Genomic DNA, 18,041 nt, shown 5'->3' with positions numbered 1-18,041 from the left:
GCGTCGCCAGCACGCAAGTTGAAAACAGATTGGTGGTGTACCTCAACGATCTCTTTAAGCAGCCTATTGTTGTGGAATATTAAGCTGGATAAAGGGGCTCGAGTACTGGATTGCTCTTATTCGTGGTTGGTTTCGACAGCACTTCAGCGGTCGCCTGAAGCAGAAACTCCGGGCGCCAGGTTTTGTCTGTATTCTCTTTGTACAGTTCAGCATCCAGGTTGCGGAAGGCGCTGCTTAATGGTTCCGATTGGGCGATACGTGCAATATCATCAAGATTTTTGATATTGGGGTTCTTGTAATGCTGTTGAAACAACGCAATCAAGGCCGTCCGGGCAGCTTTGGGGCTATTATTGTTGCATGCCGTTTGTAACTCTTTTTGTGCATGCTTGAGCAGAGAGTTTGAAAACGGTGATTCGCCAGATGCTTCTTTCGGCTTTGTTTGGGGGTTGCGGGATTGCCAGATCCAAACGAGCAACCCTAAAGTGATGACCCATAACAATAGAAATGCGATGGCGATCCATTGCCAGGTGCGATTCACGCTTTCCCCTTGGCTGAATGCCGGGGGAGGAGTGTCTCCCGCTTGGCTGGTATCCGCTTGTGCGTTTACGGTGTTGTCGGTTTGTGGGCGGCTTGTGGTTCCCGTTACACGAATAACCCGTGCGGGCAGAGAGGTCACTTTAACGGCATTTTCTTCAACATCCCACCAGGTGATATCCATTGGTGGCAATGTTATATCGCCCGTTTGGGTGGCTATCAGAGCGAGGCTTTCCGTACGAGAGCTGACGATGCCATCGTCTGTAGCCTTGCTATTGGTGTCAGCTTGCTCGGGATAGATTTTAACGCCTTGTATACTTGTATCCGGCACTGCAGGCAGTATGGTGGCGAGCACGCCTTCGGCTTGCATAGTAACGGTTCGGGTGAGCGGTTCACCAATATTAGCGGTGGCACTATCGGGTGACCATGCTTCGGTGAGTTGCAGCGATTTGGCAGGCAGCCAGGGTTTATCTGCTGGATAACTGTCAGGTTTGGGTTTGATTTCCAGCTCTAAGGTGGGAGAGCTTCTGCGCACTTGCTTGCCGTTAAATGGGTCGAAGGTCAAACCGCGTGAACGGCCGCGAAACACTGTAGCGGTGAGCTGCGCAGGAGGGATGCTCAGGCTTCCACTCTTTTGTGGAAATAAGGCATAACGGAACTCGAATACATCATACTCTTTGCCGTTTAGTGTGGTTTTGTAGTTGCGTTGTTCACCTAGCTGCTCCATGGCAGCATGTTCGATGGTAGGCGGTTGGTATGATGGATCGTAAATATCCACATCGTGACGAAATATGCGCACAGTGTAGAGCACTTGTTCCTGAACGTAGACGGTGTCTTTGTCTACTTTTGCTTCCACAAATAGGAGTTGATCAGCATTTTTTGCAGCAGTGCGTTTGGTTACGTGGAGCTTTACCGGTTTAGAGGTTGCCCCATTGAAGCTAATGGGTGGCACGGCTATATAACCGGTCTGCTTGGGTAACAGGGTCAGTATCCAGCTGGTCAGCGATGTAAAGCGACCGTTAATGATGTTGCTGCGCTCTTCTGTGTACGTGGTGAGTACATCAAAATGTTGGTTCAATACCGTGAAATCCGGTGTCTTGCCATCGGCTCGCTCATCAATGGTCACGATTAGCTTAACCGTGTCCCCTTGCATGACTTGTTCGGTGTTGAGCTTGGCGCTGATGTTGAGAGCGTGAGCCTGCAAGCTAAACAGAGTCAGTACCAGAAAAGTGAATATAGTTGTGCGTTTTACCATTGGGTGTCTCCAGAGGATGTGTTTTTCCTCAATTGAGATTCGTATTCAAATTTACGTCTAAGCAGACCGCCGGGATCATCAGGAATGCGGCGCAACCATTGTTCTAGCGCCTGTTGATCTTCTGTGCGCTCCGGGTTTTGTGGTATTGCTTCTTGTTCGTTCTGCTCTGATTCGCTGTCATTCTCTTGTTGCTCTTTATCTTGCTCTTTCTGTTCCTGCTGTTCTTTGTTGTCTTTAGATTCATCCTCAGGATTTTGCTCTGAATCATCTTGCTGGCTTTCGCTATCCTGATCTTGCTGATCTTGCTGATCTTGCTGATCTTGGTTTTGTTGGTCTTGGTTCTGATCTTGATCCTGCTTTTCCTTTTTGTCCTGATCCTGGTTGTCGCTTTGCTCTTGATCCTGTTTTTTCTGCTGCTCTTTTACTTTTTTAACAAGGTTGAGGTTGAATTGAGCATCTTCCATGGACGGATCCAGTTCCAGGGCACGCTGGTAGGATGTTATGGCTTCATCCAGTTTCTGCTGGCGAGCCTGGGCGTTGCCTTTGTTATATAGGTTTTTCGCACTCTCTTCTTCTGCGAACAGGGCTTCAGCAGCCTCAAAGTTTTGAGCTTGGTAGTGGCTTGCACCTTTCCAGTTGGGATCGCTGAAGGTTTCAGCTGCCTGCTCTGCGGCTCCTGATTGCAGCAGTTTCTGCCCTCGTTGATCGTCGGTTTGCCACAACTCATCCCAGTCAAAGGCCATGCTGTTGCTGGAGTGAATAAGCAGTGGCAGAGACAGCAGGCAAGGCATCAGAAATGCCCCTAGCCAGCCTTTTCGATAAGCAGAAGCAGCAAAAGGTAGAATCAATAACACGAGCCAATGGCCGGTTTCATCCCATACATCGAATTCACGCCCAGTGTCGGTGACCTCCTGCTCGCTGGGCAGGAGCCCATCTGCCAGTAAGTAGTTGATGTCCTCGTCACTGGTACTGATGGTGCTGAAGCGCCCGTCCAACTGTCGCGCGGCCCGCTTGAGCATGCCGACACCCAACTTTGGTATCACGATACTGCCATCAGCTTGTTTGATGAAGGAGCCATCGGGTAATTCGATCGGGGCACCATCTCGTGTGCCGATGCCCATGATGGAGATTGGAGTCTGAAAGCCAATCAAGTCTTCTACTTTGCCGGCGAAATCACTTGGCAGTTCATCGGTCATTAAAAGAATACGGCCTCGGCTCAGGCCTGCCTGCTTCAAGGTTTCAACGGCCTTTTCGATTGCAGCGACGGGGTTATTCCCTTTGTTTGGCATGATGTCGGGGCTAAGGCTGTTTACCATGCTAAGAATGGTGTTGGTGTCGTCAGTGAGCGGGGTGACTACGTGGGCGCTCCCTGAATACACCACCAGAGCGGTCAAGCCCTCGTTGGAACGTTGCAATATGTCCGTTAGTTTGAGGCGAGCGCGAATCAGTCGAGATGGCGGGAGATCTTTTGCGTACATGGAGAGCGTAAGATCCAGCACGATCACCTGAGCGTTTACTTTCTTTTGTACGGCTTGGGGCAGTTGTTTCCAGGTTGGGCCCGCCATGGCCACTACTGCCAGAAGCCAGCACAACAAAAGCAAGATCAGGGGGAGGCGACTCTGCTGGGCCAGATTGGCGGACAACAAATGAGGCAGTAAGTGAGGTGAGATCACTCGCTGCCAACTGCCGTAAGAAGCTTTACGTTTCCACAGCAGTACCACCAGGATGACCGCGGGCAGCAGCCCCAACAACCACCAAGGGCGCAGAAAATGGAATTGTTCTATCTGTTGCAGGAATTCGGTCATGGTTGTACTACTCCCTCATCCCGTTTGTCTTGACGAGCAAGACGCCAATGCACACTGTAGTTGCGAATAATTGTATGCAGTGCGATGGCTACGCTCAGAAGTAGCGCCAACCCCAGTGGATAGTGGAATAGTGCCTTGATCGGTCGGAACGTTTCCGGGTCTGCATCTACCGGCTCCAGATCATCCAATATTTCGTAGATGTGTTTTAGCGATTCGGTGCTTTTTGCGCGAAAATACTGGCCCCCAGTGATATTGGCGATTTCCGTTAATGTTTTTTCGTCCAAATCTGCAGAAGGGTTGAGGCGGCGCGCTCCAATGCCGGTGCCCAATAAGCCTGGCGACATTACGAACTCTGCACCGACGCCAACAGTATAGATTTTTAATCCTTTTTGCGCGGCCAGTTCGGCTGCCTGCAATGGTTGTATTTCGCCGGCGCGGTTTTGTCCATCGGTCAATAGAATTAAAACTTTGCTGTCAGTTGGACGATCCTGCAGGCGTTTCAGCGCTAATCCGATGGCGTCGCCAATGGCGGTGCTCTGACCTGCTATTCCGATTGCGGATTCATTGAGTAATTGCAACAGTGTTTTACGGTCAAAGGTCAGTGGGGTTTGCAGATAGGCGTTGGTGCCGAACAATATCAGCCCCATACGGTCATGGCTACGACGTTGAATAAACTCTTCGAGCACACTCTTTACAACGGTTAAGCGATCCACCCTTTCGCCTTTCAGCTGTAGATCCGTTGCGCGCATACTTTCAGATACGTCTACCGCCAGCATGAGATCCCGGGCTTTGGAGGTAATGCTGATGGGCTCTCCTATGTATTGGGGGCCTGCGGCGGCCATCACTAATAATATCCAGATCATGCTGATCAGCAGGCGGAAGCTTCGACTGCTTCCGGAGCGATTGCGGTCACGACGGTTGGCCATATCGTTCACGCTGGAAAAGAAGGGCACTCGTAGCAGAGCGCTATCGTTACTGCTGGCGCGTGGCAACAGCGCCCTTAGTATCCAGGGCAACGGTAAGATCAGAAGCAGAGGAATCCATTTTAGAATAATCATGACTGTTTCTTTAACCACTGATCTACGGCATTGAGTAGCTCGGTGCTGTCAATGCGAGGGGAAGGGGTGAAGCGTTCAGCCAGTACTCGGCCGGATCCTTCAGAGAATTCGCTGGTTTGCCCTGTGCTGTCGAGAAACGCCAGCCACTGGTTTCCTGCCATCCCTGCGATCTCATCACGTCCGTAGCGGGTAATAGCGGTACGTTTTAACAGAGATGACAGTTCTGACAATAGCTTTGCATCATCCCTTGAACTCAGGTAGCGGGCTCGAATGCTCTCCATGTGGGCAATGGCCTCCCGTTTATAGGCCAGCCGGCGATGACGCCAGATCATCCAGTAAATGCTGCCGCACACAATGCTGATTAACAGTAATGCCAACAGCCACCACCCAATGGCCGGAGGCCACCAGCCTACGGCTTCGGGCAGATGGATGTCACGCAGCTGGCTTAACGGATCGGTGGGGTTCATGTCCGAACTCCTGGAGCGGCGCGTAAGCCCAGGGTGGCACGCAGGCGCTCGGTTACGCTGTCTGCGGTGCTGATTTCGATCAGTGGTACGCTAACGCGTGTTAGCTGATCTTTAAGTGTGATTTGCCGCTCAACAAAGCGTAATGCGTAGTCTTTACGTAGTTTGTGAGGGGCGGTGTTCAAGCGAACATTGCGTTGCCCATCCGTAAATCCGTACACGCCGGCGGCGGGGAGATGTTTTTCCATAGGGTCAAAAATTTGAATGGCAATGACATCATTATGACCACACAGCAGGCTCATGTGTTGATGGGTAATGTCGTCATAATCCAGAAAATCACTGATAATGACTACCAAACTGCCGGGTCGCACTACGTGATTGAGCCCTTGTAGTGCGTTAATAAATGATTGGCGGGATGAGCGGTGCGGCTTGCTCTTTCCATCCAGAGATTGATTGTACTGAACCAGCATGCGGAAGAAGTTCTGAATGCCGCGCTTGCCTTCTTTTGGTCGTACTTCTTGAACGTCATTATCAGTGAACAGAAAACCGCCAATTCTATCACCGTGTGAACGGGTAGCCCAGGCGAAGGAGGCAGCCACCCGAGCTGCAACCACTGATTTAAAGGCATTTTGACTGCCAAAGAACATGGGTTGGCGCTGATCAACCACCAGATAGACCGGGCGTTCTCTTTCTTCGCGGAACAGTTTGGTGTGAGTGCGGCCGGTGCGGGCGGTCACCCGCCAGTCGATGTTACGAACGTCGTCTCCGGGCTGGTAGATTCGTACTTCATCAAAGTCGATGCCGCGACCACGGAATGATGAGCGGTGCATGCCGGCCATGGCTGCCATGGCTTTTTTCTTGCCGCGCAGGTCCAGTTCAAGACCTGCACCTTTCAAGGCCACCAGCTCATCCATGGAAACATATACGCCTCGATAACTGGCGATGTTCTCCCGTTCTTGCACTAGGTTACCGGATGTAGCCACAGGACACCTCAGGGGGCGGATACGCGGTCGATCAGCTCATCGATGATGTGGTCAGCGGTGACGCCCTTGGCTTCAGCCTCAAAGGTGAGGCCAATGCGATGGCGCAAGGTGTCGTGGGCCACAGCTTGCACATCCTCGGGGGTAACGAAGTCTCGGTCGTTGAGCCAGGCGTGGGCTCGGGCGCAGGCATCCATGGCGATGGTGCCACGAGGGCTGACACCGTATTCAATCCAGCTGGCGAGGTCGTCGCCATAGGCCAGAGCATTGCGGGTGGCCATGGTGAATTGCACGATGTATTCCTCAATGTCGGGAATCATGTGCAGCTCCAGGATCTCGGAGCGGGCCCCAAAGATCTGTTCTTGGGTAATATGAATGGGATCGGCGGCGGTTTCTTCATCCCGATGCTGTTTATCCATGGATTCCATACGGGCCAGCTGTAGAATTTTCTTCTCCGATGCGGCGTCGGGGTAGCCGATGGTCACATGCATCAGGAAGCGATCCAGCTGCGCTTCCGGCAAGGGGTAGGTGCCTTCTTGCTCAATAGGGTTTTGAGTGGCCATAACCAAAAACAGGGGCGGCAGCTGATGGGTATACTTGCCAACGCTGATCTGGCGCTCTGCCATGGCTTCCAGCAGGGCAGACTGAACCTTGGCTGGAGCGCGGTTGATTTCATCTGCCAGCACCAGGTTATGAAAGATTGGGCCGGGCTGGAATACAAAGCTGCTGTCCTGAGGGCGATAAATTTCAGTTCCGGTCACGTCGGAAGGCAGTAGGTCAGGGGTAAACTGAATACGATGGAAATCCCCTTCCAAGCCAGTGGCCAGCGCTTTGATCGCCTTGGTCTTAGCCAGGCCGGGTGCGCCCTCCACCAGCAAATGCCCATCCGCCAGGATGGCAATCAATAAGCGGTCTACCAGATGGGCCTGACCGATGATCTGCTCGCACAAGGATTCTTTCAACGCAAGAATAGCGTCCCGATTTGACATGATTCCAAATACTCCAGGCGTGTTTGCGTGGTGGTGGGGCTGCTATAGGGTGATTTCGTGAGGTAAATCAGTAAGGCCCCACACCAACGTCCGCTAATATATTGTTTTTGCCAGACTTTCTTTCTTCTTATCCCTCGGATTATGCCTATTCCTGAGGATGAATGCTAGCCGTAGCCAGACTGTGTATGTGATCAGGGATAAACCAGAAAGTTCCGAGATCCCAGGTGCTGAACGACTGCATTTAACAAGTTGTTCATAATCTAATGTAACTACTAGACTAATATGACTGATATTTAATGGAAAAGTTGCCAGGGGGCATTATGGTAAACCTATCGCTGGGTGAAGATTATGTAGCACTGATCGAGCGCTTGTCCGACATGGTAAAGGAGCGCTTTGATCGCAATCATTCCTCCCAGACGAATCACGTGCTTGAGTTTGCGCGTCATTACTACGCGGCAGCACCGATACAGGAGCTACAGCGCAAGCGTGTTGATGACCTCTATGGCATGACTGTGGGGTTGTGGAATTTTCTCAGAACCATGCCTGACGAGCAGCCTCGGATTCGGGTGTTCAATCCGCGTTTTGAGGATCATGGCTGGCAGAGTACTCACACGGTAGTTGAAGTACTGGCTCCAGACTGCGCCTTTTTGGTGGATACCGTGATGATGGACGTTGTGCGCCGCGGTATTTCTATTCACTCTGTCATGAACAGTGTGTTCCGGGTGCAGCGCGATGAATCGGGTGAATTACAGGGGCTGAATTTCGATACTCAGTCTGAAGGCCACAAAGAAGCCTTGATTCATATGGAAATCGATCGCCAGCCCGATGAAGCCTTGGTGGGGGACATTACCAAGGCATTGAAAGAAACGTTGCTTGAATTAAGCAGTGCAGTGGGCGATTTCCAAATTATGCAGGATCGTTCTTCTGCCATTCGAGATGAGCTGCATGAGCTTGAGGTCAATAAAGGTGAAGCTTCATTACTTGAAGTGAAAGGTTTTCTCGCCTGGTTGGTTCAGAATCACTTTACGTTTCTAGCAATGCAGGAATACAAAGTTGTTGACCAACAGGGTAAACCGCGCCTGCAGGCAATAGCGGATACCGCGCTAGGCGTATCTAAAGTCTGTCACAGCGTCGATTTGATGCAGGAAGACGGCGGTGAACTGATTCATGAAGATAAGCTGATTGTATTTGGCAAGTCCGGTACCCGATCCCGTTGGCATCGCCCTGTTTATATGGATTTCATTGCTATTCGCAAATGCGATGAGCATGGCAAAGTCATTGGTGAATACCGCTGGGTAGGCCTGTATACATCACTCGTGTTTAATAACTCTCCGCGTAACTTCCCTATTATTGGCCATAAGTTGCGTGAAGTTATTGAAGGTTCTGGTCTTGAGCCTACTGGTCACGACGGCAAGCGCCTGATGCAGATTCTGGAAACCTTTCCCAGGGAAGAACTGTTTCAGACCACCACAGAAGCATTGTTGAAAACCGCTGTTGGTATCCTTCATATACAAGAGCGCCGACGCCTGCGGTTATTTGTGCGTAAAGGGCAGTTTGGGCGTTTCCTTTCCTGTTTGATTTATACGCCACGGGATGGATACTCCACTGCTCTACGCCGAGCTTTTCAGAATGTGCTTTACGAGTACGTGGATGTTGAAGATATGGAATTCAACACCTACTTCACAGAATCCACGTTGGCCCGACTGTACATCGTACTTAAAGTTAAGCAGGGTTCAAAAATGGATTTCGATGTCCGCGAGGTAGAAGATCGCCTGGTGGAGCTGGCTCGTAGTTGGGCCGATCGTCTTTATGAGACATTGATTGAAAGTTTTGGCGAGGACAGGGCTGGCATGTTGCAGTCAGCCTATGCGGATGCGTTTTCAACCAGCTACCGTGAGGAATTCCCGACCCGTACCGCTGTGTCGGATATAGAGCACATCGAAAACTTGAGTGAACACAGCCCTCTGGCCGTGTCGTTTTACCGATCCCTTGAGGATGATCCTAAGGCTCTGCGTTTCAAGTTGTTCCGCAGGGATAGGAATATCCCCCTTTCAGATGTGTTGCCGATGCTTGAGCATTTAGGCTTACGGGTTTTGGGTGGGCGACCTTACCGGATTCAGAAAAAAGATGATGCCACCATATGGGTATACGACTTCAGTGTACGCTATTTTGGTGATGCCATTATTGATATCGAAAAAATAAAGAGCAAATTCCAGGATGCCTTCCTGAATACATGGCGGGGTATGGCCGAAGATGACAGCTTTAATCGCCTGGTATTGTCGGTAGGCCTTGATTGGCGCGAAGTCGCGATGCTGAGGGCGTATGCTCGTTATTTTAAACAGACAGGATTTGCTTTTAGCCAAACCTATATCAAGGATGCGCTGGTCAATCACCCTGAAGTGGCCCGTTCTCTGGTTGATTTCTTTGAGCTGCGTTTCGGCCTTAACTCCGATTCGTCAGAATCCGCTGAGACTGCACTGAAAGCCCGGATATTGGAGCAGCTGGATCAGGTCGCAAGTTTGGATGAAGACAGAATACTGCGCCGCTATTTGGATATGATGGTGGGTACATTGCGAACTAATTTTTATCAGAAAGATGCTCAGGGCAACAGCAAGCCCTACATCTCCCTGAAAGTGTCACCCAAGACCATACCGGACCTGCCAAAACCCCTGCCTTTGTTTGAGATTTTCGTTTATTCACCTCGCGTGGAAGGGGTGCACTTGCGCGGTGGAAAAGTCGCTCGTGGTGGCCTGCGTTGGTCTGATCGAAGGGAAGATTTTCGTACCGAAGTGCTAGGCCTGGTTAAGGCTCAGCAGGTTAAGAATGCGGTAATCGTTCCAGTTGGTGCCAAGGGTGGGTTCTATCCAAAGAAATTGCCAAAAAATGGCAGCCGAGATGCGGTGCTGGCTGAGGGGATTGCCTGTTATAAAACCTTTATTCGTGGCTTGTTGGATATTACGGATAACCTGCAGAATGGAGAGGTGGTTCCTCCGGCTAACGTAATCAGAAAGGATGACGACGACCCCTATCTGGTGGTGGCCGCTGATAAAGGAACCGCAACCTTTTCAGACATAGCCAATAGCTTGTCAGACGAGTATGGCTTTTGGTTGGGGGATGCGTTTGCATCGGGTGGCTCAGTTGGGTATGACCACAAGAAAATGGGGATCACTGCTCGAGGCGCGTGGGTTTCTGTACAGAGACATTTTCGCGAGCTGGGTATCAATGTACAGAATACACCGGTGACCTTAATTGGTATCGGAGACATGGCAGGTGATGTGTTTGGTAACGGGTTGTTGCAGTCCCGCACGTTACAGATGGTCGCTGCCTTTAATCACATGCATATCTTTGTTGACCCCAACCCTGAGCCCGAACAGAGTTTTTTGGAGAGGGAGCGCTTATTCAATTTACCTCGATCCAGTTGGGAAGATTATAATGCTGATCTGATTTCCGCTGGCGGGGGGCTGTTTTCTCGCTCAGCAAAATCCATCCGTATTACCCCTCAAATGAAAGAGCGCTTTGCGATTGAGGCCGATGCACTGAATCCTACGGAACTGATCAGTGCGCTGTTAAAAGCTCCGGTCGATTTGATCTGGAATGGTGGTATAGGTACATACGTTAAATCATCCAAAGAACTGAACTCGGATGTGGGTGATAAGGCGAATGACGGATTAAGAGTGAACGGTTGTGATGTGAAAGCCAAGGTGATCGGTGAGGGAGGCAACCTTGGTATGACGCAGTTAGGTCGAATTGAGTACGGCCTGCGTGGCGGGCTTTCCAATACCGACTTTATTGATAATGCCGGTGGAGTGGACTGTTCTGACCATGAAGTGAACATCAAAATTCTATTAAATGATATTGTTCATAATGGAGATATGACACTTAAGCAGCGTAATGAGCTGCTGGCCCAGATGACCGATGAAGTCGCTGAGTTGGTATTAAAGAACAATTATCGACAGACCCAGGCATTAAGTGTCGCTCGTAGCGAAACCACTTATAGAATGGGGGAATACAAGCGCTATATTCATGCGTTAACTACCTCGGGTAAGTTGGATCGGGAGCTGGAAAATATTCCAGGTGATGAGGAGCTGCATGATCGTATAGTTAATGGTAAAGGCTTGATGCGACCAGAACTGTCGACATTATTGTCTTATACCAAGGCCATTTTGAAGGACGAGTTGACCCACTCTGCGCTGCCGGATGACGATTTCATCTGTCATGAAATCGAGAAGGCGTTTCCTAAGGTCTTGGTAGAAAAATACCGTGATCCACTTTACGCACATAAACTTCGTCGTGAGATTGTAGCGACTCAGGTAGCCAGTGGCATGGTGGATTTTATGGGCATCACTTTTGTGCATCGTATGAAAGATGCCGCTGGTGCCAGTGTACCTGATATCGCTAAAGCCTTTATTGCCTCCCGTGATGTGTTTGATCTAGAAAACTGGTGGCTTCAGATCGAAGCGCTGGACTATAAGATCGAAGCCAGTGAGCAACTGGAAATGATGCGTATGTTAATTCGCTTGATGCGGCGTGCAACACGATGGTTCTTACGTAACAATCGTTGTGGTGTGAATGTGCGTGAGGCGATAGATCGCTTTCATTCAGGGGTTCAGGCGGTAGCGAACAGTCTCCCTGCGGTGCTAAGTGGCCCCCGCAGAGAGGTGTGGGAGAAACGCCATAATCGTTACGTGGAGAAAGGGGTGCCGTCTACATTAGCGACTTTTATCGCCGGTGCCGACAGTATGTTGCCTGTGTTAGGTATCATTCAAGCCGCAGAAGTAACGGGTAAGCCGGTAGCAGAAGTAGCAGAGGTGTATTTTTCTTTAGGGTCACAGTTGGATTTATACTGGTTCAGCGAAGAGATCAACGCACTGAATATCGAGAACCATTGGCAGGCGCTGGCGCGGGAAGCTTATCGCGACGATCTGGATTGGCAGCAACGGACGTTGACAGTGGGCGTCTTGCAGATGGCAGGCGTTGCTCATAGTGTTGATGAGCGTGTAGCGGCATGGGCTCAGCATCATGAAATCATGATAGGCCGATGGAAATCGCTCATCAGCGAGTTTCACAGCATGGAGGTAAAGGAGTTCTCCATGTACGGGGTTGCGTTACGCGAATTAATGGATCTTGCGCAAACGACACTGCACAGTGAGGGAGATCGTGCATCTGATAGTTGACCTGGTGATAACTCCTGATGAATATCTGCGTTGGTATCAGGGATCAGCAAAATCGGTGTTGGCTAAAACCAGGGATGGGCGGAAAGTTAGTTTTCCTGCCCAATCTCTGCAGCCCTATGTTACCCACGGGGGTATAAATGGCACCTTTGCTATCCATTTTGATGATAACCATAAGTTGGTAAGGGTGGAAAAACTGCAGTAAACCCAAGCATGCTGGTATAATCGCCCCGTTTTTTAGCAGCGGTATGCCTCATGATCTATAAAGTAGCCAGACAATTTCTGTTTTCCTTACCCACTGAGACCTCCCATGAGCTTGCTCTCAAAGCCATTGATGTGGCGTACTCGTTGAGGTTGACCAGGTGTTTATTACCTGAGCTGGCTGCCCCGGTGGAGCTGATGGGGTTAAAGTTCAGAAACCCGGTAGGATTGGCCGCAGGACTGGATAAGAACGGAGATCACATTGATGCTCTCGGGTCGCTGGGGTTCGGCTTTATTGAAATCGGTACGGTTACTCCGCGCCCTCAGCCGGGCAACCTCAAGCCGCGCTTATTTCGATTGCCGCAGAAGCAAGCCATCATTAATCGGATGGGTTTCAATAATAAGGGGGTTGATCATCTGGTGGAGCAGGTGAAGCGCTCTCGATATGACGGTGTGTTAGGCATCAATATAGGCAAAAATTTTGATACCCCAGTGGAACATGCGCTGAGTGATTATCTGATCTGCCTGGAAAAGGTGTATCAGCATGCGGACTACGTGGTAATTAATATTTCGTCTCCCAATACGCAGGGCTTGAGATCCTTGCAATACGGAGAGAGCCTTGATGAGTTGCTGAATGGACTGAAGACTGCTCAGAAACGTTTGTCTGATCAGCACAGCAAGTATGTCCCGTTACTGGTGAAGATTGCACCCGATCTTACAACAGAAGAAGTTGCTCAAATTGCGGGGCAGTTTAAAAAACATGAAGTTGATGGCGTTATTGCCACTAATACTACGCTTGCCCGTGAAGGGGTAGAGCACCTGCCTCATGGTGATGAGCAGGGTGGCCTCAGTGGTGCCCCGGTATTTGAAAAATCCACGGCTGTGTTAAAGCAGTTGTGTGATGAGTTGGCGGGAGCGATGCCGGTAATTGGTGTTGGCGGTATTGTGAAAGGTGAGCAGGCGCGCGCCAAGCAAGAGGCGGGAGCAGTGTTGGTGCAGATTTACAGCGGTTTTATTTATCAGGGCCCCAGATTGATCGCTACCTGTGTGAAAGCCTGGGGCCGCTAGCCTGAATGAACGAGGCCCCTTGCGGGGCCTCTGGGCGACAGCTTCATGGGGCTGCCAGAGTGCGGGAGGCACTCTATTAAAGAAAGCGTTTTTGTAAGTTGCTAATTAAATGTGTTTGTACCTAATCTTTGGATTGGCGTTGATAAATCATAAATTGATCTATCCAGAATGCTGAAGTTGATTCAGGGCAGTCAGAGATTCGCGATCTTGTGAATGCCGGATACGCCGGTGTAGCCTTCCCATTGGTCTGTACGTCCTTCGCGCCAACCACTGAGCCACGTATGTCGTGATACAATTTCCGCAAAGGGGCAGGAATCTTTTGATCGTCCGCTAACACCTGCTTGGTAACCCTTAACGAAGGCTCTGCTGGTTTTATCGCGTTTTTGTCTCTTCATAAATTATCGACCTCGTTATCCTGTTTGAGATTTGAGAGATGTTGACTGTATGAACTAGAAGAGAAACTCCTTTCTAAAAGATGTTGCTGGTAAGGAAGAGGGGCTCTTATTAAGGCCCGGACTTACATTAGTACCGAACTTTTAGAATGATGTCGACAAAAAAATTGTCATAAAGAAGACACGAATCAATTAAATTGAGTAATTGATAAAATAGGCCGCCTGAATGGGATTTGATAAATTTCATGGGCTTACAAACGGTGTTTAAGCTGAATGAATATAAATGACTGGAAATCGTCACGCCTGGTAATTACCTGTGCTGGTGGCCTGGAAAATTTTTTATTGCAAGAAATTCAATCAATTGCAGGTGATTCATACCAGCTGGTACGTGGTGCAGTTGAAGGGCCCGTGGAGCTGAAAAGTCTGTATGATTTTTGTTTATGGTCGAGGGTTGCCTCAAGAATTCTGCTGCCAATCGCTGAATTTACCTATAAAAACGAAGACGACTTCTACCATAACTTGCGCCAGGTTCATTGGCAGTCCCATTTTTCGTTGAATGAAAGTGTTGCCATATCCACTTCAAAAGATGCCAGCGTAAAGGTTAACACTCAGTATCTTACTTATCGTACCAAAGATGCTGTCATGGATTACTTTCGACATTTCCAGGGCGATCGGCCCAACGTTGATACCCGTAATCCAGATATTCGTATCCACGTTCACTTTGATCGTGAGACTGTACAGGTTTCATTGGATCTTGCCGGAGATCCTCTGCACAAGCGTGGTTACCGGGTGGCTCAAAATGACGCCCCCTTAAAAGAAACACTGGCTGCAGCATTGTTGATGAGTGCGGGTTGGCCTGATGCGGATTATCCGCAGTTAGTAGATCCCATGTGCGGCTCTGGCACCTTGTTGATAGAAGCGGCCATGATGCAGGCTGGTATGGCACCGGGACTGATTCGTAAGCGGTTTGGCTTCGAGGCTTGGGCCTATCATGATGAAAGCATCTGGCAGGATGCGGTGAGTCGAGCTGCTGCGAAAGATATTTCAGAGAATTTCTCATTTCAAATCAAGGGCTACGATTCTGATAATGCATCTATACAGGCGGCAATGAAGAACATCGAGGCCGCTGGGTTGCAGGGCAACATTCATGTTGAACGACGTGAACTGGCACAGTTTGCCTTAAGGACAGGGGACGCTGTGCGGGGCATGGTTGTATCCAATCCGCCCTATGGCGAACGCCTGGATAAGGATGCAGATTTAATCTTTCTATATCGAGCAATCGCTCGCCGCTTGCAGGAAAACTGCGAACATTGGCGTGCTGCCATTATTACTAACGATGTTGAATATGCCGATGCGCTGCAATTGGATGATCCCCAAACGCACCGAGTATTTAATGGTCCGATTCGTTGCGTGATTCGCAGTGGTACCGTGGTTAAACGTTCGTCCCATCAATGCGTACCTGTTACACCTGCGCTGCAACACGACTGTATTGAAAATGCTCCTGCTAAAGATTTACTGAATCGAATAAAGAAGAACCTGAAAACCCTGCAAAAATGGGCGGATAAAGAGCATGTAACCGCTTATCGGGTTTATGATGCGGATATCCCTGAATACAACCTGGCGATTGACTGGTATAACGGTCATCTGCATGTGCAGGAGTATGCTCCTCCAAAAACCGTTAACCTTGAAAAAGCCCAACAACGGTTACAGGATGCGCTTGAAAGTCTTAAACGCTTTTTTGATATTCCTTTCTCATACATCCATGTGAAAAGTCGCCAACGGCAGAAGGGTGCTACTCAATATCAAAAGTTAAGCGAAACCCGTCGTATGCTGCCTATTGATGAGGCTGGCGCTTTGCTTCTGGTTAATTTAGATGATTATCTGGATTCGGGTTTGTTTCTGGATCACCGGCCTACCCGGGTTCGGATGCAGTCCTTGTCCAAAGGCCTTCGCTTCCTTAATTTGTATTGTTACACCGGAGCGGCCACTGTGCATGCGGCCATTGGTGGTGCCAAAAAGACAACCTCAGTGGATATGTCTGCCACGTACCTGCAATGGGCGCGCAATAACCTGTATCTGAATGGTTGTGCGGAAAGCAACCACCAGCTGATACGCAGTGATTGTATGGAGTGGTTGAAGAAGACAAATGATCAGTTTGATCTCATTTTTGTGGATCCACCTACTTTTTCGAACTCTAAACGTATGCAGGGGTTTTTTGATGTCCAGCAATCTCAAGTTGAATTGCTGGATTTGGCCATGAAGCGCCTTGAGCCCGGTGGTTTGCTGGTTTTTTCTAATAATTTCAATCGCTTCCAGCTTGAGCCCGAGTTGATGGAGCGTTATGACGTTAAGGATATTACCAAGGACAGCCTGCCGCCTGATTTCTCCCGTGGAAAGCCCATACACCATTGCTGGGAATTCAGGCACAAATAATCGTTGCAGCGTTAAATTCCTGAATTCTTTGCTAATCTGAAAATATGTAAAGAGCTAAGGTGAAGGAATGAGCAACAAGGAGCAGAGCAGTCAATCTGTTACTGACGTAAGAACCATCGAAGAGTTTATCGAGTTGGCTCTGGGGTTTACGCGTGATCGGTTAGCTGAACTCGGTGTGAGTGACGAGGCTCTGCTGGACCCGGAGGGTTCGATTGATCAGCAAGTCGCTACACTGCGCTGTATATTTCTGGAAGCTGAGCGTTCATGCCTGCCGTTTAATGCCTATGAGGATCGGTTTTGGCGTGTAATGCGCGCCCGCCTTCAACCGGTGGTGTTAGCCTACCTGACCCATGAGAAATTTGTTCAGACCCTGGATATTGAGGCCCGAGAGTTGAGGCCCGATACCCTTATGAATGTATATAAAGACCGACTCAACAATTCGGATCGTTTCCGATCATTCTTTTTTGATTTGGATAAGCGGCTTAAGCAGGAAGCCATGACGCTGTTCGCGTCGGAATCTGGGGCGGAGAGTGGTGATCAACAGGCATCTCGTTCCACTGAATATGATGCAAATAGCAGTAAAGCGCAGATAGAAAGGAACATACTGGCTTCGCTGGAGAAGCAGCTTCAGGATCTCGAAAAAAAGTACAATCAGCAGGAAAAAACGTTAAAAAAAGCTCAGGAAGATAGCTTTGGTTTAAAGAGCTCCCTGGATGACAGAGATGAACGAATTGCTGTTCTGAAGCGAGAAAAGAGCGCGTTGGAAGAACAGAATGCGCAACTGCGACTTGCCTCCGATGCGAATCAGCGGAAGGGGCATTATGAAGGGGAGCGCGAGGTTAATGTATCGGATCAGGAAGATCCACTTGGAAGTATGGTGCTGGATTCCGATCAGGAATCGCTGTTGATGAAAATTGAGTCACTTGAACGAGAGCTGACATCCACATCTGACGCTGCATACAATGCTTTTATGGCCAATTCTGACCTGGGCATTGTGGTGCTGTTTATGCTTACCAGTTTCAGGTGCATCAGTCATGAGCAGTTGGGTGCTGAGCTGGTAAGATCCGTTACTACCTTTGGTCTTAAGCCTATTGTTGGCATAAAGAAGGCAAACAGCTACGTGTTTTTTCCTGAAACCGGCGCTAGTGAGTCCCTTAAGTCACAGCTTCACAGTAAGATCTCAAGCGGTAAAACAGTTGAATCACCTCATCTCATGCTGTTCGAAGACAGTTGTTGTATCCTTATTGAAAACCCTCCCAAGGAGGACGCAGAACGTTACGCACGATTGAAAGATAACCTTGGTACCTTAATGCGAGGTGTTCAGGCCAGATATGAAGGAATCATGGCTGAGAGTGCCGCTCTACGGCAGAAATCGCAGGTTGATGCCTTGATTATTCGCAGCAATGAAGTGTTTCGTACTTTTGAGCAGAACCTTGAGAAGAAGAAAGGCAAAACCAGTCAGATTATCAATATGTTGGGTCAGGAGATGCGCAAAAGCCTTGGTATAGCGCCTGGCGATCCAAACAGTATTCGGCTTAATATGGATTTGAAAAAGCTTGAGGATAGCTTGGCCAAGGTTTATGTTCAGAGCGAACTTATTGATCCTGCATTTAGAAAGAATATTTCCAAGGTGGCAGCAAGCCTTTTGAATAAAAATAAACAGTAGTAACATCGATGACGCGGCTGGCTAT

General features: G+C 49.4%; 12 protein-coding genes. 5 read left to right on the top strand and 7 right to left on the bottom strand.

What is annotated here, in order from left to right; translation table 11 throughout:
• Nucleotides 1-79 precede the first annotated feature (79 nt).
• From Kalk_RS03240 to Kalk_RS03215, 6 genes are read right to left on the bottom strand one after another with little or no spacing between them, the layout of a single operon-like run.
• Nucleotides 80-1,789 carry a BatD family protein gene (locus Kalk_RS03240; RefSeq protein ID WP_101892836.1) on the bottom strand — a complete coding sequence of 570 codons (1,710 nt, stop codon included), beginning with the start codon at nt 1,787-1,789 and terminating at the stop codon, nt 80-82.
• Nucleotides 1,783-3,594: a VWA domain-containing protein gene (locus Kalk_RS03235; RefSeq protein WP_101892835.1), complete on the bottom strand. Its 1,812-nt coding sequence runs from the start codon at nt 3,592-3,594 to the stop codon at nt 1,783-1,785. Before Kalk_RS03235 ends, Kalk_RS03240 begins: the two co-directional genes overlap by 7 nt.
• Complete coding sequence (locus Kalk_RS03230; protein ID WP_101892834.1) at nt 3,591-4,652, bottom strand: vWA domain-containing protein; 1,062 nt, start codon at nt 4,650-4,652, stop codon at nt 3,591-3,593. Before Kalk_RS03230 ends, Kalk_RS03235 begins: the two co-directional genes overlap by 4 nt.
• Nucleotides 4,649-5,119 carry a DUF4381 domain-containing protein gene (locus Kalk_RS03225; RefSeq protein WP_101892833.1) on the bottom strand — a complete coding sequence of 157 codons (471 nt, stop codon included), beginning with the start codon at nt 5,117-5,119 and terminating at the stop codon, nt 4,649-4,651. Before Kalk_RS03225 ends, Kalk_RS03230 begins: the two co-directional genes overlap by 4 nt.
• Nucleotides 5,116-6,099, bottom strand: a complete 984-nt coding sequence (locus tag Kalk_RS03220) for a DUF58 domain-containing protein (RefSeq protein WP_158643286.1) — start codon at nt 6,097-6,099, stop codon at nt 5,116-5,118. Before Kalk_RS03220 ends, Kalk_RS03225 begins: the two co-directional genes overlap by 4 nt.
• 8 nt (nt 6,100-6,107) lie before the next feature.
• Nucleotides 6,108-7,085 carry an AAA family ATPase gene (locus Kalk_RS03215; RefSeq protein WP_101892831.1) on the bottom strand — a complete coding sequence of 326 codons (978 nt, stop codon included), beginning with the start codon at nt 7,083-7,085 and terminating at the stop codon, nt 6,108-6,110.
• Between the two features lie 320 nt (nt 7,086-7,405).
• On the opposite strand from Kalk_RS03215, the gene Kalk_RS03210 reads away from it, so the two are divergent.
• From Kalk_RS03210 to Kalk_RS03200, 3 genes are read left to right on the top strand one after another with little or no spacing between them, the layout of a single operon-like run.
• The gene (locus Kalk_RS03210) at nt 7,406-12,259 is read left to right on the top strand and encodes an NAD-glutamate dehydrogenase (protein WP_101892830.1); all 4,854 of its coding nucleotides are present in this window, start codon (nt 7,406-7,408) and stop codon (nt 12,257-12,259) included.
• Complete coding sequence (locus Kalk_RS03205) at nt 12,231-12,461, top strand: DUF2835 domain-containing protein (protein WP_324773684.1); 231 nt, start codon at nt 12,231-12,233, stop codon at nt 12,459-12,461. Before Kalk_RS03210 ends, Kalk_RS03205 begins: the two co-directional genes overlap by 29 nt.
• A gap of 53 nt (nt 12,462-12,514) precedes the next feature.
• Nucleotides 12,515-13,525 (top strand): quinone-dependent dihydroorotate dehydrogenase, encoded by a 1,011-nt coding sequence (locus Kalk_RS03200; RefSeq protein ID WP_324775035.1) that lies wholly within the window; start codon nt 12,515-12,517, stop codon nt 13,523-13,525.
• Between the two features lie 191 nt (nt 13,526-13,716).
• On the opposite strand, the gene rmf is transcribed toward Kalk_RS03200, so the two are convergent.
• Nucleotides 13,717-13,920 (bottom strand): ribosome modulation factor, encoded by a 204-nt coding sequence (gene rmf, locus Kalk_RS03195; protein WP_101892828.1) that lies wholly within the window; start codon nt 13,918-13,920, stop codon nt 13,717-13,719.
• Nucleotides 13,921-14,190: 270 nt separating this feature from the next.
• Here rmf and rlmKL point away from each other — a divergent pair, with 270 nt between their 5' ends.
• Nucleotides 14,191-16,350 carry a bifunctional 23S rRNA (guanine(2069)-N(7))-methyltransferase RlmK/23S rRNA (guanine(2445)-N(2))-methyltransferase RlmL gene (gene rlmKL, locus Kalk_RS03190; protein ID WP_101892827.1) on the top strand — a complete coding sequence of 720 codons (2,160 nt, stop codon included), beginning with the start codon at nt 14,191-14,193 and terminating at the stop codon, nt 16,348-16,350.
• Nucleotides 16,351-16,417: 67 nt separating this feature from the next.
• Nucleotides 16,418-18,016 (top strand): hypothetical protein, encoded by a 1,599-nt coding sequence (locus Kalk_RS03185; protein ID WP_101892826.1) that lies wholly within the window; start codon nt 16,418-16,420, stop codon nt 18,014-18,016.
• Nucleotides 18,017-18,041 lie beyond the last annotated feature (25 nt).

Origin of the sequence: Ketobacter alkanivorans (genome assembly GCF_002863865.1) — a bacterium.
Classification (GTDB): domain Bacteria; phylum Pseudomonadota; class Gammaproteobacteria; order Pseudomonadales; family Ketobacteraceae; genus Ketobacter; species Ketobacter alkanivorans.
This window is presented reverse-complemented; position numbering and strand designations above follow the sequence as displayed.

Bases quoted from the DNA above. Each gene is read 5' to 3' on its own strand.
- Kalk_RS03210 (WP_101892830.1), top strand. From the start codon at position 7,406: ATGGTAAACCTATCGCTGGGTGAAGATTATGTAGCACTGATCGAGCGC.
- Kalk_RS03240 (WP_101892836.1), bottom strand. From the start codon at position 1,789: ATGGTAAAACGCACAACTATATTCACTTTTCTGGTACTGACTCTGTTT.
- Kalk_RS03235 (WP_101892835.1), bottom strand. From the start codon at position 3,594: ATGACCGAATTCCTGCAACAGATAGAACAATTCCATTTTCTGCGCCCT.
- Kalk_RS03185 (WP_101892826.1), top strand. From the start codon at position 16,418: ATGAGCAACAAGGAGCAGAGCAGTCAATCTGTTACTGACGTAAGAACC.
- rlmKL (WP_101892827.1), top strand. From the start codon at position 14,191: ATGAATATAAATGACTGGAAATCGTCACGCCTGGTAATTACCTGTGCT.
- Kalk_RS03215 (WP_101892831.1), bottom strand. From the start codon at position 7,085: ATGTCAAATCGGGACGCTATTCTTGCGTTGAAAGAATCCTTGTGCGAG.
- rmf (WP_101892828.1), bottom strand. From the start codon at position 13,920: ATGAAGAGACAAAAACGCGATAAAACCAGCAGAGCCTTCGTTAAGGGT.
- Kalk_RS03225 (WP_101892833.1), bottom strand. From the start codon at position 5,119: ATGAACCCCACCGATCCGTTAAGCCAGCTGCGTGACATCCATCTGCCC.
- Kalk_RS03230 (WP_101892834.1), bottom strand. From the start codon at position 4,652: ATGATTATTCTAAAATGGATTCCTCTGCTTCTGATCTTACCGTTGCCC.